19 protein-coding genes are annotated in these 22,692 nt (G+C 66.3%); 8 read left to right on the top strand and 11 right to left on the bottom strand.

Annotation, left to right across the window (positions count from 1 at the left end; translation table 11 throughout):
- Positions 1–68 precede the first annotated feature (68 nt).
- The 6 genes from B4M43_RS13565 to B4M43_RS13540 form a co-directional block, all read right to left on the bottom strand.
- Positions 69–830, bottom strand: a complete 762-nt coding sequence (locus B4M43_RS13565) for an amino acid ABC transporter ATP-binding protein (protein ID WP_296267893.1) — start codon at positions 828–830, stop codon at positions 69–71.
- The gene (locus tag B4M43_RS13560; protein ID WP_296267892.1) at positions 827–1,729 is read right to left on the bottom strand and encodes an amino acid ABC transporter permease; all 903 of its coding nucleotides are present in this window, start codon (positions 1,727–1,729) and stop codon (positions 827–829) included. Before B4M43_RS13560 ends, B4M43_RS13565 begins: the two co-directional genes overlap by 4 nt.
- Positions 1,726–2,628, bottom strand: coding sequence for an ABC transporter substrate-binding protein (locus B4M43_RS13555; RefSeq protein WP_296267890.1), 903 nt, complete (start codon positions 2,626–2,628; stop codon positions 1,726–1,728). Before B4M43_RS13555 ends, B4M43_RS13560 begins: the two co-directional genes overlap by 4 nt.
- A gap of 3 nt (positions 2,629–2,631) precedes the next feature.
- Positions 2,632–3,981: an LLM class flavin-dependent oxidoreductase gene (locus B4M43_RS13550; RefSeq protein ID WP_296267889.1), complete on the bottom strand. Its 1,350-nt coding sequence runs from the start codon at positions 3,979–3,981 to the stop codon at positions 2,632–2,634.
- A 10-nt stretch (positions 3,982–3,991) separates the two neighbouring features.
- Entirely contained in the window at positions 3,992–5,302 is a 1,311-nt protein-coding gene (locus B4M43_RS13545; RefSeq protein ID WP_296267887.1) for an MmgE/PrpD family protein, read from the bottom strand.
- Between the two features lie 303 nt (positions 5,303–5,605).
- Positions 5,606–6,859, bottom strand: a complete 1,254-nt coding sequence (locus B4M43_RS13540; protein ID WP_296267886.1) for an arsenic transporter — start codon at positions 6,857–6,859, stop codon at positions 5,606–5,608.
- Positions 6,860–7,072: 213 nt separating this feature from the next.
- Here B4M43_RS13540 and B4M43_RS13535 point away from each other — a divergent pair, with 213 nt between their 5' ends.
- From B4M43_RS13535 to B4M43_RS13525, 3 genes are all read left to right on the top strand, one after another.
- On the top strand, positions 7,073–7,606 hold the full coding sequence (locus B4M43_RS13535; protein ID WP_296267884.1) for a DUF3455 domain-containing protein: 534 nt from the start codon (positions 7,073–7,075) through the stop codon (positions 7,604–7,606).
- A 146-nt stretch (positions 7,607–7,752) separates the two neighbouring features.
- Positions 7,753–8,301: a sigma-70 family RNA polymerase sigma factor gene (locus B4M43_RS13530; protein ID WP_296267883.1), complete on the top strand. Its 549-nt coding sequence runs from the start codon at positions 7,753–7,755 to the stop codon at positions 8,299–8,301.
- On the top strand, positions 8,298–9,002 hold the full coding sequence (locus B4M43_RS13525) for an anti-sigma factor (protein ID WP_296267881.1): 705 nt from the start codon (positions 8,298–8,300) through the stop codon (positions 9,000–9,002). The genes B4M43_RS13530 and B4M43_RS13525 overlap by 4 nt, the downstream gene beginning before the upstream one ends.
- 16 nt (positions 9,003–9,018) lie before the next feature.
- Here B4M43_RS13525 and B4M43_RS13520 read toward each other — a convergent pair whose 3' ends face one another.
- A complete protein-coding gene (locus B4M43_RS13520) occupies positions 9,019–9,627 on the bottom strand; it encodes a hypothetical protein (RefSeq protein ID WP_296267879.1) in 609 nt (202 codons plus the stop codon).
- Complete coding sequence (locus B4M43_RS13515; protein WP_296267878.1) at positions 9,624–10,187, bottom strand: hypothetical protein; 564 nt, start codon at positions 10,185–10,187, stop codon at positions 9,624–9,626. Before B4M43_RS13515 ends, B4M43_RS13520 begins: the two co-directional genes overlap by 4 nt.
- Before the next feature lie 938 nt (positions 10,188–11,125).
- Here B4M43_RS13515 and B4M43_RS13510 point away from each other — a divergent pair.
- A complete protein-coding gene (locus B4M43_RS13510) occupies positions 11,126–12,211 on the top strand; it encodes a 3-deoxy-7-phosphoheptulonate synthase (protein WP_296267876.1) in 1,086 nt (361 codons plus the stop codon).
- A 6-nt stretch (positions 12,212–12,217) separates the two neighbouring features.
- Here B4M43_RS13510 and B4M43_RS13505 read toward each other — a convergent pair whose 3' ends face one another.
- Positions 12,218–12,868: a hypothetical protein gene (locus tag B4M43_RS13505; RefSeq protein ID WP_296267875.1), complete on the bottom strand. Its 651-nt coding sequence runs from the start codon at positions 12,866–12,868 to the stop codon at positions 12,218–12,220.
- Positions 12,869–13,028: 160 nt separating this feature from the next.
- Here B4M43_RS13505 and B4M43_RS13500 point away from each other — a divergent pair, with 160 nt between their 5' ends.
- The 4 genes from B4M43_RS13500 (at position 13,029) to B4M43_RS13485 (ending at position 17,266) form a co-directional block, all read left to right on the top strand.
- A complete protein-coding gene (locus tag B4M43_RS13500) occupies positions 13,029–13,310 on the top strand; it encodes a peptidylprolyl isomerase (RefSeq protein ID WP_296267873.1) in 282 nt (93 codons plus the stop codon).
- A 70-nt stretch (positions 13,311–13,380) separates the two neighbouring features.
- The gene (locus tag B4M43_RS13495; protein ID WP_296268399.1) at positions 13,381–15,192 is read left to right on the top strand and encodes an extracellular solute-binding protein; all 1,812 of its coding nucleotides are present in this window, start codon (positions 13,381–13,383) and stop codon (positions 15,190–15,192) included.
- Positions 15,189–16,250, top strand: a complete 1,062-nt coding sequence (locus tag B4M43_RS13490) for a microcin C ABC transporter permease YejB (RefSeq protein ID WP_296267871.1) — start codon at positions 15,189–15,191, stop codon at positions 16,248–16,250. The genes B4M43_RS13495 and B4M43_RS13490 overlap by 4 nt, the downstream gene beginning before the upstream one ends.
- Entirely contained in the window at positions 16,250–17,266 is a 1,017-nt protein-coding gene (locus B4M43_RS13485; RefSeq protein ID WP_296267870.1) for an ABC transporter permease, read from the top strand. The genes B4M43_RS13490 and B4M43_RS13485 overlap by 1 nt, the downstream gene beginning before the upstream one ends.
- A 76-nt stretch (positions 17,267–17,342) precedes the next feature.
- Here the strand turns inward: B4M43_RS13485 and B4M43_RS13480 are convergent, their stop codons facing one another.
- Together B4M43_RS13480 and B4M43_RS13475 are read right to left on the bottom strand one after the other, a co-directional pair.
- Positions 17,343–17,903, bottom strand: coding sequence for a DUF4174 domain-containing protein (locus B4M43_RS13480; protein WP_296267867.1), 561 nt, complete (start codon positions 17,901–17,903; stop codon positions 17,343–17,345).
- 207 nt (positions 17,904–18,110) lie between these two features.
- Entirely contained in the window at positions 18,111–22,640 is a 4,530-nt protein-coding gene (locus B4M43_RS13475) for an NEL-type E3 ubiquitin ligase domain-containing protein (RefSeq protein WP_296267866.1), read from the bottom strand.
- Between the last annotated feature and the right edge of the window lie 52 nt (positions 22,641–22,692).

Here is a 22,692-nt window from a genome sequence, read left to right as displayed (position 1 = left end):
GTAAGGCCCGTGGACTCTTGAGCGCAATCGTGAGAAATGACCGGCTCCTTAGGCGGGGCCGGCCGTCCCTACAGCACGCTGGCGAGGAACTCGCGAAAGCGCGGGTGCTGCGGGTCATCCAGCAACGAACGGGCGTCGCCCTGCTCGACGATCTTTCCCTGGTCCATGAACACGATGTTGTCCGCCACTTCGCGGGCAAAACCGATCTCATGGGTCACCACCACCATGGTGATGCCCGAGTGCGCCAGCTGCTTCATCACCTGCAGCACTTCGCCCACCAGTTCCGGGTCCAGCGCCGAGGTCGGCTCGTCGAACAGCAACACCTGCGGCTGCATGGCCAGGGCACGGGCGATCGCCACGCGCTGCTGCTGCCCGCCGGAAAGCTCGCGCGGCCAGGCATCGGCGCGGTGGGCCAGGCCCACCTGTTCCAGCAAGGCCATGGCCCGCGCCTGCACATCGCTGCGTTTTTGCCCGAGGATGCGCAGCGGCGCATCGACGATGTTCTGCAACACCGTGCGGTGCGGGAACAGGTTGAACTGCTGGAACACCATGCCGATGCGTTGGCGCTGCGCAGCCACGCGCTTTTCCGGCAGTTCGTGCAACGTGTGCCCTTTGCGCATGTAGCCGATCAAGGTCTCCCCGACGTGGATAGTGCCGCCGTCGAGCTTCTCCAGATGGTTGATGCAGCGCAGCAGGGTCGATTTGCCCGAGCCCGAAGGCCCGAGGATCACCGTCACCGAACCGGCCGCGATGTCGAGGTCGATGTCCTTGAGCACCGTGTTGCCGGAAAACTGTTTGCGCACCCCGCGCAGGTGAATCGACTCGCTCATGCTTCGGACTCCTGGCGGGTGACGCTACGGCCCAGCCAGTTGCGCCGGCTCTGGGTGTTGCCGCGGCTGAAACGCACTTCGATGAAGTGTTGCAGCACCGACAGCACGGAGGTCATCAACAGGTACCAGGCAGTGGCCACCAGCAGCAGCGGAATCACTTCATAGGTGCGCTGGTAGATGATCTGCGCCGAGTACAGCACGTCCTGCAAGGCGATCACCGAGACCACGGCCGTGGTTTTCAGCTGGCCGATCACCTCGTTACCGGCCGGTGGCAGGATGGTGCGCATGGCCTGGGGCAGGACGGTCTGGCGGAAGATCTGCCCGGGGCGATACCCCAGTGCCTTGGCCGCCTCCAGTTGCCCAACGCCCACGCTCTGGATACCGGCGCGAATGATCTCGGCGGCATAGGCCGACTGGTGGATCACCAAGGCCAACACCGCTGCGCTGAACGGGCTGATGACCTCGTTGGTGGCCGCACTCCACACCTCGCCTACCCACGGCAGGCTCAGCGCCAGGCGTGGGTAGAGGGCAGCGATGTTGTACCAGAGGAACAACTGCACCAACATCGGCACCGCACGGAAGAACCAGGTATAGCCCCAGCTCACCGCCACCAGCACCGGGTTGGACGACAGGCGCATCAGGGCCAACAGCGTTCCGCCGGCAAAACCAAACACCACCGAAATCAGGGTGAGCTTGATGGTCATCAGCACACCGTCGAGGATCGACGCTTCGGTGAGGTTGGCGGCCACCACGTCCCACTCGAAGCGGGGGTTGTCGAGCATCGAATGCAGCACCAGGCCCAGCACCGCGATCACCACCGCGGCACTGGCCCAACGCCCCCAATGGCGATTGGCGACGATGCGCAGGCCGGCGCCGTCGGCGTCGAACCCTGGCTTCATTGGATGTTTTCTTCGTTGAGGCCGGCCGACTTGACCGCACCGAAGCCGATTTCCCACTTGTCGAGGATCTGCTGGTAGGTGCCGTCGGCGATCAGCGAGTTGAGCGCGGCCTGGATCGGTTTACCCAGCGGCGACTGCTTGGGCAGTGCGATGGACACGATGGTGTCTTCGATGGTGATCTCGCCGGCCATGGCCAGCGCCTTGACGTGGCTGGCCTGGTAGCGCAGGCCCTCGTACGGGCCGAAGAACATCGGTACGCGGCTGCTGATCACGGCCTGCACGCCGGCTGGGCGGTCCGGGAAGATCGGTACGTTGATGGCTTTCTTGCCAGCGGCCACACAGGCCTCGCTGGCCTGTTGCAGGCGCGTCACCTGGGAGGTGCCGGCACCGGCGCCGACCGTCTGGCCGCACAGGGCGTCGAGGCTGTCGAACGGCCCGAGGTTGGCGTCGGCACGGCCGATCAGCGCCAGCTTGGAGGCGTTGTAATAGCCGACGAAGTCCACCTGCTCCAGACGCTTGGCGTTGGCGTCGATGTTCGCCAGGGCAGCGTCGTAACGGCCGGACTTGAGCCCCGGAATGATGTTGTCGAAGCCGCCGGTGTCCTTGAGTTGCAGTTGCACGCCCAGGCGGTCGGCCACGGCGCTGATGATGTCGATCTCACGGCCGGCGAGGGTCTTGTTGTCGGCCTGGTAGAAGGTGGTCGGCGGCGTGTTGGGGTTGGTGCCAGCGACGATGTAGCCGCGTTTCTGGATCGCTTCGGGCAAGCTGGCGTGCAGTTTTGCATCCGCTGCGGGCTTGGCGGTGGCGTCGAACGGCACGCTGCCGGGAGCGGGCGCGGCGAAGGCGCCGGGAACGGCCAGCAGCGCGGCGACGGCGCTGATCAGTGCAGGTTTATTCATGGCTCATTCCTTGTCGGCGGCCGTCGGGGCGACGGCGGCGAAGTTGTCGGTGACGCTGGGCAGGCCCAGGTTTTCACGCAGGGTGGCGTATTGGTATTCGGTGCGGAACAATCCGCGGCGTTGCAGCTCGGGAATCACCAGCTCGACGAACAGCTGCAACTGTTCGGGCAACACGGCCGGCATGATGTTGAAACCGTCGGCGCCGCCCTGTTCGAGCCAGGTCTGGAAGTCGTCGGCGATGTCTTCGGCGGTGCCGACGATCACCCGGTGGCCCCGGGAGCCGGCGGCCACGGCAGCCAGCTGACGCAGGGTGAGGTTTTCCCGTGCGGCCAGCTCGGTGAGCAGCTTGACCCGGCTCTGACTACCTTCGGTGGGCTTGATTTCCGGTACCGGGCCGTCCAGCGGGTAGGCGCGCATGTCGGTGCCGAAGCGGGCCGACAGCTGCTCGATACCGTTGTCGATGTCCACCAGCTCGTTGAGCTGGTCCCACACCGCCTGGGCCTGTTCGCGGGTGCGGCCGACGATGGGCATGACCCCCGGCAGGATCAGCAGGTGGTCGGGGTTGCGCCCGGCTTCGCGGACGAACTGCTTCTGGCTGCGGTAGAAAGCTTGGCCTTCTTCCAGCGAAGCGGCGGCGGTGAACACCACCTCGGCGGTCTGCGCGGCCAACTGCTGCCCGGCCGGCGAGGAGCCGGCCTCGATGATCACTGGGCGGCCTTGGGGCGAGCGCGCGATGTTCAACGGGCCCTGCACCTGGAAGTGCTTGCCCTTGTGGTTGGCCGCGTGGATCTTGCTCTCGTCGCTGTAGCGGCCGCTGGCCTTGTCGCGGACGATGGCGCCCTCCTCCCAGCCGTCCCACAGCTTGAAGGCCACGTCGAGGAACTCGCGGGCCACTTCATAGCGGTCGGCATGGGATGGCAGGTCTTCGCGGCTGAAGTTGCGCGCGGCATCGGCGGAGAACGAGGTCACCACGTTCCAGGCCATGCGGCCGCCGCTGATGTGGTCGACCGAGCACAGGGCACGGGCCAGGTGGAACGGCTCGTCGAAGGTGGTCGAAGCGGTGGCGGCCAGGCCGATGTGCTGGGTCTGCACGGCCAGGGCCGAGAGCAGGGTCAGCGGTTCCAGACGCGACATGGTCGACGGCAGACGGTGCACGCTGGTGGCCAGGGCGTCACCGACGAAGAACATGTCGAACTTGCCCTGTTCGGCGGTCTTGGCGATCCAGCTGAACCATTGCACGTCGGTGGGCGAGCCTTGGGCGCCGTCGGCGCGCCAGCCGCCGACGTGATGGCCGAGGGCTTGCACGAATAGGCCCAGGCGCAGTTGACGGGGTGGCGTCTGTTGCAGGGACATGGAGAAATCCTTAATGGCAGCGAATGAGGGCGACCAGGCGATGCAACGCGGCATCGTCGGCCAACTGGAGGTCGGCGCACAGTGCATCGAGGCGCTCGGCGGGCAAGGCGTGCAGGTTGCTGCGCAGCTTGGCCACAACGTCGGTGGGCGCGGCAGCCGTCTGTTTGCGGGTCACGCAGTGGCTCAAGGTACGACCATCGTCGAGGTGCAGCGTGACGCGATGGAAGCGCAGGTCGGGATCGAGTTCGTCGGCCGGTGCGCTGAGGTCGGGCACGCGTCGTACTTTGCCGGCCAGTGTGGCGATGGCCGGCTCCACCGGCTGCTCGCCGTAGCGCTCCAGGGCGATGACGCCGTTGCGCAAGGCGTCGGCGATCACATATTCAAGGCTGAAACGGCCCTGTACGCCGGTTTGCGCCTGGCGGATCGACGGCGCCGTGTCGGCACCGGGCGGGAAGCCGACCTCGATGGCATCGATGGCGTCGAGCGAGAAACCTTCGACGGCGCGCAACGCGAATGCCGCTTCGATGGCACTGTGGGTACCGCCGCAGGTGGGATAGCGCTTGAACTCCAGGCCCGGCGTGCTGATCCGCCAGGGTACGCCCCATTCGGCCAGAAGGTCGTCGGGCCGCGCCGCGCCCAGGCCGAGAATGTCCAGAAAGGCCTCCAGCACGGTATCGGTCTGCGCCGCGAAGCCGCTCTGGGCCAGGCGTACGCTATCGACGGCCTGACGCGCGGCGAACCCTGCGTGCAGGGCCTTACCGGCGCTGCCGAACTGGGCGCGCAGCCCCGCCGCTTGCGTAGCGGCCAAGCCCAGGGCGACCTGTGTGTGCTCGACGCTCAGTTGCAGCAGCCGGCAGGCCGCGCCCGTGGCGGCGATCACGCCAAGGGTCGCAGTGCTGTGCAGGCCGGCGGCGTAGTGGCGGGTGCCTATGGCCTTGCCCAGACGCCCGCACAGCTCCACGCCGATGACATAGGCGTCGAGGAAGGCGTCGCGGTCCAGGCGCGGCAACGACTGGGCAAGCGCTAGCAGCGTCGAGAGCACCACCGTGCTCGGGTGTCCGCGGAAGGTGGCGTGATAATCGTCGAAGTCCAGCGCATGGCTCATGTAGCCCAATTGCAGCGCGTGGTTGTCGCTGCCCGGCTGTGCCGGGAACGCCCGGCGCACCGGTTCGAGGCCGGCGTCGTCGAGCAGACCCAGCTGCACCGGCAGCAAGCAGGCAAAGTAATCGACCACACCCTCGCGCGCTTGCTGGCGTTGTTCGTCCCGTGGTCGGGTGTGTAAAAGCGCGTCAGCCAACTGCCCGCTCAGGGAAATACTCAAGAGGCACACCTTTGAATGCAAGGCTTTGACATGCATCAACTAAATGAATGGGGGCCAAAGTTTCCTGTTCTATAAATACTTTTACCAATAACCAAAAGTTATCGATTATTCCATGTCGTTCTATGGCTATGGCATTGGCTCCTGCGCTGTACGGTGCGTAGGGTGGCTCTGGGCTACCAGCTCCCGCATGCGACGCACGTCTGGCGGGCAGCCGGCCCACGAAGACTATGAGCCTGGCGTCGCTGGCGGGGTTCCACCGACGTGGGCGGGTCTTGCCCCTGTAAGCCCTACCAGGCCTGCAACTTACAGCTGCAACAGCAGCAACGCCGCGACCAGTGCCGGCGGCATCACCAGCAGGCCCAGGCGCATGAAGCCCCAGGCGCTGACCTGCTCGCCTTCGCGACGGATCGCCACCAGCCACAGCAAGGTGGCCAGAGAACCTGTGATCGACAGGTTCGGGCCGAGGTCCACCCCGATCAGCAACGCGGCGGTGGTCCGGCTGGGCAACTCCGCCAACTGGCCCATGGACCCGGCGATCAGCCCGGTCGGCAGGTTGTTCATCAGGTTGCCGGCGATGGCCGCCAGCACGCCGGCGGTCCAACTGGCCTGTGCTTGGGAATGCTGCGCCAGGGTTTGCAAGGCCAGGGCCAGGCGCTCGACGACACCCGTCTGCGCCACCGCCTCGACCAGCACGAACAGCCCCGCCACCAGCGGCAGCACGCCCCAGGCCACGTGCTTGAGCACCGGCATCGGCGAGCGCCGTTCGAGCACATGGATCAACGTGGCGGTGGCCAGCCCTGCGCAGAAGGTCGGCAGGCCGAGCTCCCAGCCCATGGCCGATGCCAACAGCAGCACCAGCGCCGTGGCACCGATACCGATGGCGCTCAAGCGGCCACCGCGGGACAGGGGCTGCACCTCGATGCGCGTGGCCAGGGGCCGCACCACCTGACGCCGCACGGCCAGGCGCAACACCAGATAGGTCAAGGCGATGGCCGCCAGCGACGGCAGGCCGAACAGGCGCAGCCAGTCGAGCAACGGTGGCATCTGCGCGCCGAACACCACCAGGTTGGCTGGGTTGGAGATCGGCAGGACGAAACTCGCGGCGTTGGCGATGAAGGCGCAGATGAACAGGTACGGCAGCGGCTCCGCCTTGGCCGCACGGCACGCGGCGTACACCGCAGGCGTCAGCACCACGGCGGTGGCGTCGTTGGACAGCAGCACGGTCACCAGCGTGCCGACCAGAAACACCAGGTCGAACAAGCGCTGGCCCGAGCCCTTGGCATGGCGCACCGCGTACATCGCCAGCCAATCGAACAGGCCCTGCTGCCGCGACAGCTCGGCGAGCACCATCATGCCGACCAGGAACAGGTACACATCGCGGCCCTCGGCCACGGCCGCCAGGGTCGTCTTCAGCGGGATCAGCCCCAACAGCGTCAGCAGTACGGCACCGCCCACCGCCCAGACCCATTCCGGTACGCGCCAGGGGCGCAGGATGACGGCAGCGGTGGCAACGGCGGAAAGGGTCCAGATGGCGACGGCGGGGTCGATTGCGGGCATGGGCGAGGCTCGGAGAAGGCCAAGGGGAAAAGGTGGCCCGCCAGCGCAAGGCGCGGCAGGTCGAAGCACAGGCTCTGACCGTGGGCGAAGGTTTTTTTCTCCGTGCCTGCATCCAGATTTCATCCTGGCGGGTATCCCCTACAGGCAGCGTGCTCAGGCGCATGCCCAAGCGCCGGTGGATGAGCTGCCGGTCGCCCCTCAAGGAGATTCACCATGACCTTCAAACCTGCATCCCTGCTGCTCGTTGGCGGCCTGTCGCTGGGCATCGCCCTACCCGCCGCCCAGGCCCAGACCTCGGTGCCGGCGGCCGTCGCCGTGCCGCCCGGACACGCCATGGTGCTCAAGACCACCGGGGTCGGCGACATCACCTACGAATGCCGCGACAAGGCCGGCGCCCCCGGCCAGACCGAGTGGTTCTTCGCGGGCCCCAAGGCCGCCCTCAAGGACCGTAGCGGCAACCCGGTCGGCGAATACTTCGGCCCACCCGCCACCTGGAAGGCCAACGACGGCTCGAGCATCACCGGCACCCAGGTGGCCATCGCCCCAGCCGGCACAGGCGACATTCCCTATCAGCTGGTCAAGGCCAACCCGGCCGAGGGCAAGGGCGCCATGCAGCCGGTGCGCTACGTGCAACGCCTGGCGACCCGCGGCGGTGTCGCACCGGCCAGTGCCTGCACGGCGCAGAACAAGGGCGAAAAGCAGGTGGTCGAGTACCAGGCCGACTACCTCTTCTGGGCAGACCAGTGACCGGCCGCACAGAGTTGCACGCACCCCTCTGACGTGCCGAGCGAATGCCTGTCCGCGTCGGCCGGGCAGGCAGATCGCCAGCGCTGGTCTACCCTGAGCAGCAACCGTTTCCACGACTGCCCGCGACGACCAGGACCGAACCTACCTTGAGCGAGCCCGCCGCCCCTTTCGATTTCCAGCATTGCCTGCAGGCCTGCGCCCGTGGCGAACGCCGCGCCCTGCAGGCCCTGTACGACCACGAAGGCGCGCGTCTGCTGGGCGTGGCCCGGCGCATCACGCGCGACACCGCCAGCGCCGAAGACGTCCTGCACGACGGCTTCGTACGCATCTGGACCCGCGCCGGCAGCTTTGACGCCAGCCGTGGTTCGGCGCGCGGCTGGATCTACAGCGTGGTTCGCCACTTGGCGTTGAACCACGTGCGCGACGGGCAGCGCGACACCCCGCTGGACACCGACCAGCTCGACAGCTTGCGCACGGACGCCGAGCACTGGCAGACGCTCGACACGCACCTCGCCTCGGGGCGCATCTACCACTGCCTGGACGCGCTCGACCCGGTGCGCCGTGCCTGTGTGTTGCATGCCTATGTCGAAGGGTGCAGCCACCGTCAGATCGCCCAGTTGATGGATGCCCCGCTGGGTACCGTCAAGGCCTGGATCAAACGCAGCCTGAGCGCGCTGCGGGAGTGCATGGGATGAACCGTGAAACCGACTCCGAACGTCCGGACGACCTCGACCAGCTGGCGGGCGAATACGTGCTGGGCACCCTGCCCGGCGCGCAGCGCGCAGTGGTGGCCAGCCGCCTCGACCATGACCAGCCCCTGCGCGAGGCGGTCGAAGCCTGGCAGACGCGCCTGCAGGCGCTGGACGCCCTCGCCCCACCCGTCACGCCCAGGGCCGCGGTCTGGGAACGGATCGCCCGCAGCGTCGATGGCTTTGCCCCGCCCGCCCAGACACCGCGCTGGTGGCAGCGTCTGGTGCTGTGGCAAGGCCTGGCCGGTGCGGGCGCCTTCACCAGCGCGCTGCTGGCGGTGATGCTGTGGTTTTCGTCGCCTGCACCGACCACCTATGTGGTGGTGCTCGCAGCGCCCAGCGACCGCGCGGCCGGTTGGGTGGTACAGGCCAGCAACACGCGCGCCCTGCAGCTGATTCCACTGGAAACGGTGCAGGTACCCGCTGGCAAGGTGCTGCAGTTCTGGACCAAGGTGGACCGGTGGAAGGCGCCGGTGTCGTTGGGCCTGGTGCAGCCGGGCGAGCGGGCCCAGGTGCCGGTGGAGCGCTTGCCGCCGCTGGAGGCCGACCAGCTGTTCGAACTGACGCTGGAACAGGCCGGCGGCTCGCCGACCGGGCGGCCGACCGGGCCGATCCAATTCATCGGGCGGGCGGTGAAGGTGATTTGACCGGGGCGCCGGAGCCTTACCTGTTCACGAACAGGTCGAAACGTTCGGCATCCACGCCGGCTAGAAACGTCTGGCTCGCGGCGTGATCGTGGCCTTCGAAAACCCCGTAACCGCAATCGTCATGGGGGTAGACCACCAGCCCACTGTGTTCGAAGGCGACGAAGAAATGCCCTTGAAAACCGCCATGCAACACATTCATCGCCATGATCGAATAAGTCACCGTCAGCAGCCCTTCCAGCCCATGGTCGGGTACCGGGACGTGGCGCAGGCCCGTCTCTGCGCATGCTGGGGATGAGCCCAGGCAAGTGATAAGCCCCCCACGGTTGACGGCTTGTGCGTAAAGGTTGCGGGCTTCGCCGGCCTTGTATCCAAGCCCCCGCAACTGCTTCTCGGTATGCCGCGTGACCAGCGAGGTAATCACCGTGAGGGGCTGAGGATGGCGCGCCAGGTAATCGAGCAAGCGCTCATTGGCGGCCTGCGCCGCCGCCCTGCGGTTCGAACCCTGTTTCGCATCGAAATGCCCGACCCATCGAGAGGATCTGGAATAGGCCTCCAGGTCGATCAGGTGTAATGCCTGGCCCATCCGATGTGGGTTCGAAGGCGCCGCTGAAGAGACGACACTCAAAGACTTCCGCTCCATGCCAGGATCGAAAGCACGAACCCGCCGATGGTCATACCCGCCGAGGCGATCGTCAGCAGAACCACAGCGAGCAGCTTCAACGGCGGCACGTACGGGGACACTTCCAGCGTGTAATCGGTGCGGATGCTCTCCGGGTTCAGGCAGGTGATGGCGACTTCACCGGGCGCCGTACAGTCGAACGCGCCGAGCGGCATCGACTTCCTTCCCGACATGTCGGTCCTATCCACCTGGAATAGGTGCATCAGGGAGCGGCCATAGGACCGGTAGTCCAGAGCAGCGCCGTCTGGCAAGGCCACGACTCGGAATTTGGCGGAGAAGTGCGCTACGCCCGTGAGAAAGGTCATGGGCGGAATGACCACGCTGATCACATAACGGCCAGGCTGCGGAATGTCGACGGTCAGCGGCTGGGCACTGGCCGGGAACCGGACGCTGAGCGTGGGGAAAATCAGGCGCCGTACCCGGCCGATGCAACGGATCAGGCCATACAGGCCCAGGGCCATGGCGATTGGGGCCAGGACGGGGAGATAGGTGCTGAGGACGTCCACTGTAGTTCCCTGTAGAAAATCCTGAGCATGCTATGTGAGTCGTTTCGCTTGGCGCAACGTAGGCAGTGGAGAATCAGCCCTGATCGTAAACGCCAGGCAAAGAAAAGCCCGCTGGGGAGGGCGGGCTAAGTGTTTCACGGATGTGGCTTCACTATGCCTAGCCATAGGTGAAAATGCCGTGAAGAGGATGTCGCAAAACCATGGCAAGCAAAAAAATTTGCGGCACTTCGCGCGCTCCCTGGTTGGGCCGCCAGAGGGCAAGCGATAAGCGCTCCTGCACCCCGAGCCCTTCCCAGTGCCGCAGAACAAATTGCCGGATTTCCAACGCATGCCGACAGTCCCTAACGCCGAATAAGCTCCTTTCGCATACAGGCCAAATCGATTTCAACCTGCATTTACGTCAACGGTATTTGTGAGAAAAATCCTGGTACAGCCATTGAATCGCCACCCACCGGTGCAGTAAGCTCGAGACCATCCACGGAGTACGACATGCACACACCCCTTCACATCCAGAGCCTTGCCAGCGGTCGCCTTCAGCGTCCGGCGGTGTCTGGTTGCGTGTCGGTCACCAGCTATTACTTCGGGTATTGGTTTAGCCACTAGGCGCCGCTGATACCCACCACGGCGCCCACTCTCGAGGGGCCGCCGAACATGAGAATACTCAAACCCCCGGTCGGCCCCCCGCCCGGGGGTTTTGCGTTTTCAGGCCCGCACATTTCGATCCATTCAAGGACACCACCATGCACCACGTCGACTATTACCGCCCTTGCACCCTCGCCTGGCGATTTAGCCAATCCCGTTCGGGCCAGCCTGCCGCCTCCGATCGGTCCGTCCCAGGTGGCACGACCCCGCGTCGAACATTGCGAACAACCTGTCGAACACACCACTAGCGCCGACGTCGCGGGCCAGATCCCGCCGCGCGCTTCAGGAAAATCATCATGCCCCGTGCCACCCTTGCCCTGACCCAGTCCCCCTCGCAGGCCCAACAACCTGCCCAGGCCCAGGCCGCCAACAGCGTCCTCAGCCGCCGCCTGCCCAGTACGCACCAGCTCAAGCAGCAACTGCCCCTGCCCCATGACCTCGCCATGCAAGTCGACCGGCACCGCGACGCCATCCGCGCCATTCTCGACGGCCGCGACGAGCGCCTGCTGGTGATCCTCGGTCCGTGCTCGCTGCACGACCCGCGCGCGGCGCTGGAATACGCCGAGCGCTTGCAAGCGCTGGCCGCCGAGGTCGACGACAAACTGCTGCTGGTGATGCGCGCCTACGTGGAAAAACCACGCACCACCGTGGGTTGGAAAGGCCTGGCCTACGATCCGCATCTGGACGGCAGCGACGACATGCAGGCGGGCCTGACGCTGTCGCGCGAGTTGATGCTGGGCCTGTTGCACCGTGGCCTGCCGCTGGCCAACGAGGTGCTGCAACCCTTGGCCGCCGGTTACTTCGACGACCTGCTGAGCTGGGCCGCCATCGGCGCGCGGACCACCGAGTCGCAGATCCACCGCGAACTGGTCAGCGGTCTGGGCTTGCCCGTGGGCTTCAAGAACGGCACCGACGGCGGCGTGGCCATCGCCTGCGACGCCATGCGCAGCGCCGCCCATCCGCACCGCCACTTCGGCATCGACGCGCAGGGCCATCCGGCCATCGTCGAGACCCTCGGCAACCCCGATACCCACCTGGTGCTGCGCGGTGGCCACAGCGGCCCGAACTACAGCGCCGAACACTTGACGCAGGCGCGCCAGGGTTTGGACAAAGCGGGCTTGATGCCGCGGATCGTGGTCGATTGCAGCCACGCCAACAGCGGCAAGGACCCGACGCGCCAGCCTGCGGTGTTCGAGGCGGTGTTGCGCCAGCGTCTGGACGGCGACCGCTCGGTGGTGGGCATGATGCTCGAAGGCCATCTGTTCGAAGGCGCGCAGTCGCTGGGCAAAGGGGCTTTGCAGTACGGCGTGTCGATCACCGACGGTTGCCTGGGCTGGGACGCGACGGAGCGCTTGCTGCGCGAGGCGGCGCAGCGGCTGTGAGGCCGATCAGGGCGTCGGCGACTCCGGCGCCTGCGCCTGGGCCACAGGCTTGAACGACAACGTGACCAGCTTGGCCTCCTCGTCCTTGACGAACGTGAGCCGCACGCCGAATTTCTCGCGCAGCAGGCGTGTGGCGTCCAGGTATTCGTCTTCGACTACCGAGCTGCCGCGCCCACCCGAGGAGCGCACCATGCCGACATTGACCAGGGTCCGCGCATAGGGGTCGTCGCTGTCCGGGATGAAGCGATACACCATCTGCCCCTGCGCATCCAGCACCTGGTAGCGGGCGTCGCTCTGCGCCGCGTTGCGATAGTGCTTAGTGCGGCGTACGTAGCGCTGGGCCGCCAGGTAACGCACCGAGCCTTGCAGGTACGGGTTGTCGCCGCCAGGTTTGAGTTGGACGTCGCCCTGAGCCAACTGAACCAACTCGTCAAGGTCGTCGATCTGGCAGAAGAAGTGTCCGGTGCGCTCGCTGATGGCGGTTTCGCCCGCCAGCAAGCCGAATGTGGCGTAGCGTTGGCCATCCACCTCGACAGCCAATTGATAGCCGCGCAGCACCTGCTCTTCCTGGAACCAACCCAAATGCCACGCCACCAGGCCAGCCACTGCCAGCAAGGGCGAAAGCAACAGGGCGGTTTTCGACCATTTGTTCCACATACACGCAGGCTCCCTACCGTTGACCGCCGCGCAGTATACGCGCGATGCGCAGGCTGCACGGCGGGCGCTGGTTCGACGCTTGCTGAATCGACTTACCTATCGGGAAGACATATCCCACGCACTGAGTTAGGCTGGCGCTTTATTCAAAGGAGTACTTCCCATGGCCAAAGCCACTGCCCGCCACATCCTGGTTTCCGACGAAGCCAAGTGCAACGAATTGAAAGCACAGATCGAAGGCGGCGCCGACTTCGCCCAGGTCGCCAAAGACAACTCCAGCTGTCCTTCCAGCCGCCAAGGCGGTGACCTGGGCTCGTTCGGCCCGGGCCAGATGGTCAAGGAATTCGACACCGTGGTCTTCAGCGCGCCGATCAACGTCGTGCAAGGCCCGGTCAAGACCCAGTTCGGCTACCACCTGCTGGAAGTCACCAGCCGCCAGGACTGAGCCTGAATTGGCTCGTCGCCCTTTCCAGCGGCTGGCCTGGCAGCGCTGCAAGCTCTGGCTTGCGGCCTGCCTGCTCGGCGCGGCCGCCCTGCCCGCCCTCGCAGCCCCCAGCCACGCCCTCACCGTCTACGGCCAAGCGCCGCGTTACCCCGCCCATTTCAGCCACTTCGACTACGTCAATGCGGATGCGCCCAAGGGCGGCAGCCTGCGACGCTCTGCGCTGAACCTTGGGCAATTCGATCATATTCTTCCGTATATCGATAAAGGCACCGGCGTCAGCGAAGTCGACGGCTGGCTGTACGCGCCCCTCGCCGTACGCTCGCAAGACGAGCCCTACACCGTTTACGGCCTGATCGCCCGCACCCTGGAGCGCGGCCCGGAGGACGCCTGGCTGCGCGTCGAGCTCGACCCACGCGCGACCTTCGCCGATGGCCGGCCGGTGCGCGCCGAAGACGTGCGCTTCTCCTTCGAAGTGCTGACGCGCCAGGGTAGTCTGACCTACCGCACACAGTTCGCCGACGTCACCCAGGTGACGGTGGAAGACGCGCACCACGTGCGCTTCGACTTCGCCCCCGGCCACGGCCGCACCCTGCCCCTGGACGTGGCCAGCCTGCCGGTGCTGCCCGAGCACGACTGGCAGCAGCGCGACTTCGCCAACGGCGCCGGCTTCGGCGCACCGGTGGGCAGCGGGCCCTACCGCATCGGCAAGGTCGACAATGGCCGCAGCATCACCTTCGAGCGCGACGCGCAGTGGTGGGCCAAGGACCTGCCGGTCAATCGCGGGCGCTACAACTTCGACCAACTGCGCGTGGAGTACTTCAGCGACACCGAAGTAGCCCGACAGGTGCTCAAGGGCGGCGGTTACGACTACAACCGCGAGTTCTCCGCCACCGCCTATACCGTCGGCTACCAAGGTGCGCAACTCGATGACGGGCGCCTGCAACGCGCGCACCTGGGTCCGGGCAAGCCGCAAGTGGCCCAAGGCTTTCTGTTCAACCTGAGCAAACCGGTGTTCCAAGACCGTCGCACCCGCCAGGCGCTGGCGCTGCTGTGGGATTTCGAGTGGAGCAACCGGCAGATGATGCGCCAGCTGTACATCCGCCAGCAGAGCGTGTTCTCCAACACGCCCCTGGCGGCCCGGGCGTTGCCCGATGCCGCCGAGCGGCAACTGCTCGAACCCTTGCGCGGGCACGTGCCGGACGAGGTGTTCGAGCGTGTGTTCGTGGCGCCGGTCAGCGACGGCAGCGGCCTGGTACGGCCGCAGCAGCTGCAGGCCCTGGCGCTGTTGCAGAGCGCCGGCTGGCGGGTCGAGGGCGACCACTTGGTGGATGCCCGGGGCGAACCCTTGCGCTTCACCTTCCTCAACGGCCAAGCGGGCCTGGAACGCATGCTGCTACCGTGGAAGCGCAACCTGGCGCAAATCGGCGTGACCCTCGAGATCCGCAACGTCGACCCCGCGCAGTACGTCAATCGGCTGATGGCCCGCGATTACGACATGGTGGTGTCCGGCTACCCGGTCAGCCTGTCGCCCGGCGCTGACCTGCTCAACTATTTCGGCTCGGCCGCCGCCACCGACCCCGGCTCGAACAACCTCATGGTGCTGCGCGACCCCGCGGTGGACCGGCTGCTGCAAGGCCTGGTGCGCGCCAGCAGCGAAGCCGACATGCTGCGCCACGCCCATGCGCTGGACCGGGTGTTGCAGTGGAACTACTACTGGATTCCCAACTACTACCCGCCGGGTAGCTCGACGGTGTGGTGGAACCGCTTCGGCCAGCCCGAGCATCCGGCCTTGTACGACGAAGGGCTGGACGCCTGGTGGGAAGTCAGCCGAACGCCCTTGACCAACGCGCAAATGGCCGAGCGCCGCGAGAACCGTCCATGACCGCTTACCTGTTGCGGCGCCTGCTGCTGATCGTTCCGACCCTGCTGGCGATTCTGCTGGTGAACTTCGCCATCATCCAGGCTGCGCCCGGCGGCCCTGTCGAGCAGGCCGTGGCGCGTTTGCAAGGGGTGGGCGCTGGCGGTACGGCAGGCGCCGACGCCGACGTGCTGCGCGGCGAATCGCGCGCCAGCCGTGGGCTGGACCCCAAGCTGCTGGACGACATCAAGCGCCAGTACGGCTTCGATAAGACGGCGCTCGAGCGTCTGTGGCTGATGCTCACCCAATACGCCCGCCTGGATTTCGGCGAGAGCTTCTTTCGCGGCGCCAAGGTCACCGACCTCATCCTCGACAAGCTGCCGGTGACCTTTTCGCTCGGCCTGTGGGCAACGCTCATCACCTACCTGGTGTCGATTCCGCTGGGGATTCGCAAGGCGGTGCGCCATGGCAGCCGCTTCGATGCCTGGAGCAGCCTGCTGATCGTGGTCGGCTATGCCCTGCCCTCGTTCCTGTTCGCCCTGCTCTTGATCGTGCTGTTCGCCGGCGGCACGTCGCTCAACTGGTTTCCGGTGCGCGGGCTGGTGTCGGAAGACTTCGACCAGCTCAGCCTGCTGGGCAAGGTTGCGGATTATTTCTGGCACCTGGTGCTGCCGGTGGCAGCCTTGGTCATCGGTGGCTTTGCGACCCTGACCCTGCTGACCAAGAACGCCGTGCTCGACGAAATCGCCCGCCAGTATGTGGTCACGGCGCGGGCCAAGGGCCTCAGCGAACGACGGGTGCTGTACGGCCATGTGCTGCGCAACGCCATGCTGCTGGTGGTGGCCGGCCTGCCCCAGGCGCTGATCACAGTGTTCTTCGCCGGCTCCCTGCTGATCGAAGTGATCTTCTCGCTCGACGGCATCGGCCGTATGAGCTTCGATGCGGCGGTGTCACGCGATTATCCGGTGGTGTTCGGCAGCCTGTTCATCTTCACCCTCGCCGGCCTGTTGATTCGGCTGATCGGTGACCTGGCCTACACGGTGCTGGACCCGCGCATCGACTTCGACGCGAGGGCGCACTGATGGTGTCGCCCATGACGCGCCGGCGCCTGCGACGCTTTCGCAGCCATCGCCGCGGCTGGTGGTCGTTGTGGCTGTTCGGCGGCCTATTGCTGCTCAGCCTCGGCGCCGAACTGGTGGCCAACGACAAGCCGCTGCTGCTGGGCTACCACGGCGAGCTGTATGCGCCTGCCCTCAAGCGCTACAGCGAGCGGCAGTTCGGTGGCGAGTTGCCGTTCCAGCCCGATTACCGCAGCCAGTACGTGCGCCAGTTGATCGCCGACCAAGGCGGCTGGATGCTGTTCGCGCCGATTCCCTTCGGCGCCGACACGCCCAACTACGACCTGCAAGTCCCGACCCCCAGCCCGCCCAGCGCCGACAACTGGCTCGGCACCGACGACCAAGGCCGCGACGTGCTGGCGCGGGTGCTGTACGGCACGCGGGTGTCCTTGCTGTTCGCCTTCGCCCTCACCGCCATCAGTGTGGTGGTCGGCATCGCCGCCGGTGCCTTGCAGGGCTACCACGGCGGCTGGGTCGACTTGCTCGGTCAGCGCCTGCTGGAGGTCTGGTCGGGGTTGCCGGTGCTGTACCTGCTGATCATCCTTAGCGGCTTCGTAGAGCCGAACTTCTGGTGGCTGCTGGGCATCATGGCGCTGTTTTCCTGGCTGGGCCTGGTGGACGTGGTGCGCGCCGAGTTCCTTCGCGGGCGCAACCTGGAGTACGTCAAGGCGGCCCGTGCGCTGGGGCTGTCGGACCTTCAGGTGATGTGGCGGCACATCCTGCCCAATGCCCTGAGCGCCACGCTGACCTTCGTGCCGTTCATGCTGACCGGTGCCATCACCACGTTGACGGCCTTGGACTTCCTGGGCTTCGGTATGCCCGCCGGCAGCGCTTCGCTGGGCGAGCTGGTGGCCCAGGGCAAGCAGCACCTGGAAGCGCCGTGGCTGGGGCTCACGGCCTTCTTCGCCTTGGCGCTGATTCTGGCGTTGCTGGTGTTCATCGGTGAAGCATTGCGCGAAGCGTTCGATCCGAGGCGTTGAGCGCAGGCGGGACCTTCGTAAGCGGCACTTGAACGCTTCTGAAAGCCCGGCTGGGTCAAATAGACAACCGATCGAGTCAATCTTCGAGCGGCTTGGGTGGGGCGGAAGGCTTGACGGGTTTGCCAGGTTTGCCGTCCTTGCCGGCAGGCTTGCCCGCGGCTGGCGCAGCAGCCACCGGTTCCGGCGCGGTAACGGCTTTCTCGCTGGCCGGCAGCTCGTCCACGGCCTTGAACACTGCCTGCGCGTCGAGCGGCTCGGCGCTTTCGCCGTCCCTGAGCACATGCTGCTCACCGTCCTTGCCGATCAGAATCACCCGCGTGCCTTTGCCGGCGCCCAGTTTCAGCTCGCGGATCAGCGCCATGGTGGCCTGCTGTTCGAGGTGTTTGTCCTCGCGCATGCCCATCATGTTGGCCACGCTGTAGAGCACCAGGTTGCGTTCCTTGAAGCCCGCTTCGTTAGCCGGGTCCTTGCTAGCCTGGCTCAGGCCGCGCAGGGTCGGGTCGGCCGAGCTGGGGGCGATCACCACCAAGGGCCGTGCCTTGCCCAACTCCTTGGCCAAGGGCGCATCGCTGTCGGCAGCCAACAGCGGGCCGGCGGCGCAGAGCAAGGTGGCGAGGGTCAGGGACCTGACGAGCATGGGGCATCTCCTTGTTGATTCGGGTAACGACGAACCGCGCGGGCAGTCCGGATCAGCGAGTTGAATCATCCGCAGTGACCACGGATGACAGAGAGGGTAACCTCCGGCTTTGGATCAGGACTACAAGAAATAAGAAATTTCCCACATTAACCAGCAGCATAGTCCAAGGTCTTATGCGTAAAGACCCCGGACCTTGCCAGGTCCGGCTCACTGGGCGGCGTGAGCTTCAAGGATCTCCTCGGTGAGGCTCAGGATCAATGCCGTGCGGCTTGCCTCGCGCTCGTCGCGCACGGCATTCATCCGGCTGAGGTACTCGCCCTCGACGCTCGCGCCAGCTTCGACTTGCTCCATCAACGCCGCCAGGCGCGCCTGGAACGGCGCGTCCATGGCCTCGAAGCGATCGGCGTAGTGACGCTCCAGCCAGGTGCGCCAAAAGTCCCGTTGTGCCAGGGCCTGCACTCGCACATCCTGCTGTTCGCCCGTCAACACCGCCACCCGGGCTTCCTCCAAACGCACCGGATCGACGCCGGAAACCGCAGCGAACAGCATGTCATGGGGTTGCGCGGGCAGGTCCAGCGCCTCGCGCAAGCCCACCCGATACGCCAGCACCACCTCGATCTGGTCTGGGTTGGCGCCGTCGGCACGTCGCGCTTCGAGGTCGCGCAACGCGATGCGTTCGACCTCATCGAGGCGCCACAATTGGCGGCCCAGGCGGATCAACGCCTGCTCCTGCGACCTTGCGCTGGCGTGCGCCTCACGCAAGGCGCGCCACACCAACAAGTGCAGCTCCAGGCCACTGAAGGACAGCGCCGCGCTGTCCTGGCAAGTCAACGGCAAGTTGGCCAGTGCGAACACTTCCTCGGCGAGATCGGCATGGGCGTGCAGCGCGTCGAGCACTGCCCATACCCGCGTGCCCAACCCAGCCTCGAGACGATGGAAGTCGGCGCTCTGCCGCAGGCGGTCCAATAGATCGAACAGCCCTTCGGCGCCATCGCGCGTGCGCAGTTCTTCCCACAGCGCCGCGCGCTCCAGTTGTGGCTGCTCAGGCAGCTGCAGCAACCAGGCATCGCGTACGGCGGCCGCAGCCGCCTCAGCCTCGGCAGACGCCGTGGGTGCAGTTACCGTGGGAGCTGCGGCCGCACCCCCGCCGTTCCAGCTGTCGAAGCGAGCCATGGTCGCTGCGTCCAACGGATTGTCGTCGAGCAGGACGCCTTGGTTCACCCATTGCGGTGCGCTGAAATAGGCATCGGGCAGCGTGCGGATACGGTTGTGGCGCAAGTCCGCGACGGTCATGTTCATCCGCCCCAGCAGCCCGGGCGGCAGACGGGTCTGTTCGGTATGCGACAGATTCAGGTAGCGCAGATTGGGCATGTCGCGTACCGAGAAGCTTCTGCGCAGCGGATTGCTCGCCAGACTGAGCAGTTGCAGGTGCCGCATGCCGGCCAACTGCTCGACCTGCTCGTCGTCGAGGTTGATCTCGTTGCTGTCGAGCGACAATTCGCGCAGCTCGGTAAGCAGGTTCAGATCGCGCGGCACCCGACGCAGGATGTTGCCGTCGAGTTCCAGTACGCGCAGCTGCGGAAAACGCGCGAGAAAGTCGGGACCGACGTCGTGCAGCCCCACCTGTTGCAACGACAGGGTGTGAACGTGCGCGAAGCTGACCTCCGCCGGCAAGCGCGGCAGCATCGGCAAATAGATGCCGCGCAAGCGCAGGTGAAAACCCTGGGTCTGCTGGACGCCGGGAAACAGATGGGGGGTCAGGCGGCGCCAGGCGGCCAGCAGATGGTCGGCGAAGCGGTTGCGGTCGTTGCGGACCAGTATGCCGGTCCCTCCCCTCACCCAGCGGCGTAGCGACCTCTCCAGCGATCGTGCTTGAATACCCAACTGCGTGAGCACCTGCTCGACTTGTTGCCCGCTGTCGCGGATCTGCTGGGCCCAGACCTCGACCTGCTGGTCGTTCATCAGCGGATAGTACCTGCGCACCCGCGCGCCCAAGCTCGCTGGCACGGCGCGTTGGCCACGACCGCTGAGCGGGTAGCCCACACGACCATCGGCCAGGCGCTTCGGCAGGCGGAACCAACCTTCTTCCGGGCGCTGGCCCAACAGGCGCGGCAGTGACTCGCGGTCCGTCATCGCCTGGCGTGCGACCAGCACCCGCCAGTTGTGCGCGAACGGCTCGGCGACACCCAGCGTCTGCCGCTCGGCATCGTCGAAGCCCGTGGCGAGGGTTTCGAACAATTCGCCTGGCGCGGCTGACAGTTGGGCGCCTTGCCCATCGAACAGCTCGAAGCCGCTTTCGGTGAGCACCAGGTCGAGCTGGCGCGCCTCGGGCGCCGGTGCGCTGCTCCACACGGGTGCGCCAGCGCGTCCATGCTCGAACAGGCGCCAGGCGAACCGCTCGGAAACGCCTGGCAGACGCTGGCTCAGCGCCAGGGTCAGGCGTGCGAGGTCGAGGCCTTGTGGCGCGTCTATCCAAAGACTTTCGTAGGCCTTGGCCACCCGTATCCGGCGCAGGCTGCGCCGGGCGGCAAGGGCCATCCTCAGGGGTACGCGGCCGCTGTCGAGCAGCTCGCGCTCGGCGACGCTGCCGGCATCGACCAAGGCTTGGGCCGCACGCCGAGTCAAACCGGGAAAGTCGCGCGACAGCACCTGGGCAGCGGCGGATGCAGGCGCCTGCTGGGCGCGCAGGACGCGGTCGAAGACCTCCCGCCGCGCTTGCCACAGATGCTCGGCCAAGGCCTGGTCGTTCAACACGGCAGCTTCGGGCAAGGCCCGCACCTGGGCGAGCAGACCCGTATCCCCGACGGCCTCGCCCCCGCGCAACTGTTTGATCAAGGTACGCAGGCGGGTGTCCAGCGCGACCCGTTCGAGACTGTCCAGCAGCAGCGCATCGATCGTTTGCCCCCGCACGTGCAGCGCTCGCAGCGTGTCGGCGTCGGTATCGGTGGCGTGCAGTACGAGGTCTATGGCCTCGTCGTCAAGGGCGGTCGAGGTCAGCGACAACCGGCGGAAAAGGTAACGCGGCTCGGCCCATCGACCAGGGGTTTCGTGCCATAGCCGCCAGGCGCTGGCGCCGTTGTCGCTGAGCGGATGGACCACGCCGTCCGCGGTGTGCAGAGCCCACGGCTGGTCCTCGTCGGCCCGGCTCACGGGGTAATGCTCGCCGTCGAGTTCCACCCAGCGCTGCTCGCCAAGCTGGTACAGCCCTTGCTCGTCACGCACCGCCTGGGCCGGCAACGGCGTGCGTAGCGCGTCGATGCGCGACACGCCCAGGCGTACGCGGCCGTCGCCCAAAGTCTGCGGCAACAGGCTGTCGACCCATTGCGACCGGGACCAGGCCTTGGCCGCCACTGTGCCCGCGCCGCCCACCACCGCCAGTGTCGCGACCTGCGCCGCCACGTCGAGCAGATGGTGCATGGCTTCGCTGTGCTCGCCCTGCTGCCAAGCCGCGATGCCCAGGTAGGTCTGATCGAGCAGCTCCCACGCCGTCACCGCCAGCAGCGCCACGCCCAACGCCGGAATGAACAGCCCGGCCAGGTTCAGCAGGGTCCACCCCTCGGCGGCCAGACGCTGATCGTGCTCGCGCTGTACGTCCAGGTCGATGTCGGCCACGGGCATGGCGATCATGCGGGCATCGTCCTTGATCTGCTCGATCTGCGCCTCGGCCAGCGCATCGAATACGGGTGTGGTGCAGGCCAGTACGCGTTCGTCGAGGCGGATGTTGGCCAGGTCGCCGACCCCCGCATAGCCCTCGATGACTGCCGAGAAGAAACGCTGACTGTCCCGCCGCCCTACGAAGCGGGCGAAGAAGCGCTGGTACTGGGGCGTGCGAAGACGCATGCCCAGGTCGTTGGCGAAGTGCCGCAGGCTTGCATAGCCTCGTAGTGCACCGTGCGGGTCGCCAGGGATGTACACCCATACGCCGTGTATCGAGCTGCCGTCGGCATACCCCGGGAAATTCTGGCCATCCACCACGACGATGCGCTCCAGGGTATGGCCCAGCAGGCGCAGCTTTCCGACCTGCAGCAGTGGGTCGCCACCGGCCAGGGGCATATAGAGGTTGCACACATCGCTCAGCAGACGGTGCGCAAACCCGTCCACATGCCCTTCGATCCAGGCTCGATGGACTTCCACCAGCAAGGCATAGCGCAGATGCCTGGCCAGTACCGAACGCGGGTCGGGCCCTTCGCCCGGTGCGGTTTCCAGCACCTCGTGCAGATGCCGTTGGTACTGGCCGCCGAGGTCCAGCGTGCGGCAAAAGCCGGCGAAGGCTGCGGCGTCCGGCAGCTGCGACTCGGCTTCGGGCGGGCCTTGCAGGCGATTGCCAACGAGCATGCCACCCGGTTCGGCCTGCTCGGCAGTGAAGTTGGTCAACGCCGCTTCCAGCAAGGGCTGAGTGCGGTACACCGCGGTAGTGACCGGATAGCCGATAGGCTGGGAGGTAATCACTGGCTCGCGTTCGCCCTTGCGCCAGAGCGTCGAGGCTACGTCGATCTGCGGCCATTGCGCGCGCAGCGCATGTTGCAGGCGCGGTTGGCAGAACGCATCGACGCCCTGCAACTGGCCCAGTATCTGCTGCCAGCGTTCGCGCCAGTACAGGCTCAGCACGCTGGCTTCGCGCAGCTGTTCAAGTTGCGCCGCGTTGGCTTTGCGCAGCCATGCCGGAAGCGCGCTCTGGATCAGCTCGTCCTGATAGCGCGCCGCCTGGCTGATGGTCGATGACGTAGTGGTCGGCATGCTCCTGCCCTCTTCTGGGAAAAGGCAGCAGGTTAACGGCGGCGTTCGGACC

This window comes from Pseudomonas sp. UBA6562, from assembly GCF_002434265.1.
GTDB lineage: Bacteria > Pseudomonadota > Gammaproteobacteria > Pseudomonadales > Pseudomonadaceae > Aquipseudomonas.
This window is presented reverse-complemented; position numbering and strand designations above follow the sequence as displayed.

What these genes read in the sequence shown, in the direction of transcription:
- B4M43_RS13565 (WP_296267893.1), bottom strand. Translation starts at nt 830, where the DNA reads ATGAGCGAGTCGATTCACCTGCGCGGGGTGCGCAAACAGTTTTCCGGC.
- B4M43_RS13560 (WP_296267892.1), bottom strand. Translation starts at nt 1,729, where the DNA reads ATGAAGCCAGGGTTCGACGCCGACGGCGCCGGCCTGCGCATCGTCGCC.
- B4M43_RS13555 (WP_296267890.1), bottom strand. Translation starts at nt 2,628, where the DNA reads ATGAATAAACCTGCACTGATCAGCGCCGTCGCCGCGCTGCTGGCCGTT.
- B4M43_RS13550 (WP_296267889.1), bottom strand. Translation starts at nt 3,981, where the DNA reads ATGTCCCTGCAACAGACGCCACCCCGTCAACTGCGCCTGGGCCTATTC.
- B4M43_RS13540 (WP_296267886.1), bottom strand. Translation starts at nt 6,859, where the DNA reads ATGCCCGCAATCGACCCCGCCGTCGCCATCTGGACCCTTTCCGCCGTT.
- B4M43_RS13535 (WP_296267884.1), top strand. Translation starts at nt 7,073, where the DNA reads ATGACCTTCAAACCTGCATCCCTGCTGCTCGTTGGCGGCCTGTCGCTG.
- B4M43_RS13525 (WP_296267881.1), top strand. Translation starts at nt 8,298, where the DNA reads ATGAACCGTGAAACCGACTCCGAACGTCCGGACGACCTCGACCAGCTG.
- B4M43_RS13510 (WP_296267876.1), top strand. Translation starts at nt 11,126, where the DNA reads ATGCCCCGTGCCACCCTTGCCCTGACCCAGTCCCCCTCGCAGGCCCAA.
- B4M43_RS13505 (WP_296267875.1), bottom strand. Translation starts at nt 12,868, where the DNA reads ATGTGGAACAAATGGTCGAAAACCGCCCTGTTGCTTTCGCCCTTGCTG.
- B4M43_RS13500 (WP_296267873.1), top strand. Translation starts at nt 13,029, where the DNA reads ATGGCCAAAGCCACTGCCCGCCACATCCTGGTTTCCGACGAAGCCAAG.
- B4M43_RS13490 (WP_296267871.1), top strand. Translation starts at nt 15,189, where the DNA reads ATGACCGCTTACCTGTTGCGGCGCCTGCTGCTGATCGTTCCGACCCTG.
- B4M43_RS13485 (WP_296267870.1), top strand. Translation starts at nt 16,250, where the DNA reads ATGGTGTCGCCCATGACGCGCCGGCGCCTGCGACGCTTTCGCAGCCAT.
- B4M43_RS13480 (WP_296267867.1), bottom strand. Translation starts at nt 17,903, where the DNA reads ATGCTCGTCAGGTCCCTGACCCTCGCCACCTTGCTCTGCGCCGCCGGC.
- B4M43_RS13475 (WP_296267866.1), bottom strand. Translation starts at nt 22,640, where the DNA reads ATGCCGACCACTACGTCATCGACCATCAGCCAGGCGGCGCGCTATCAG.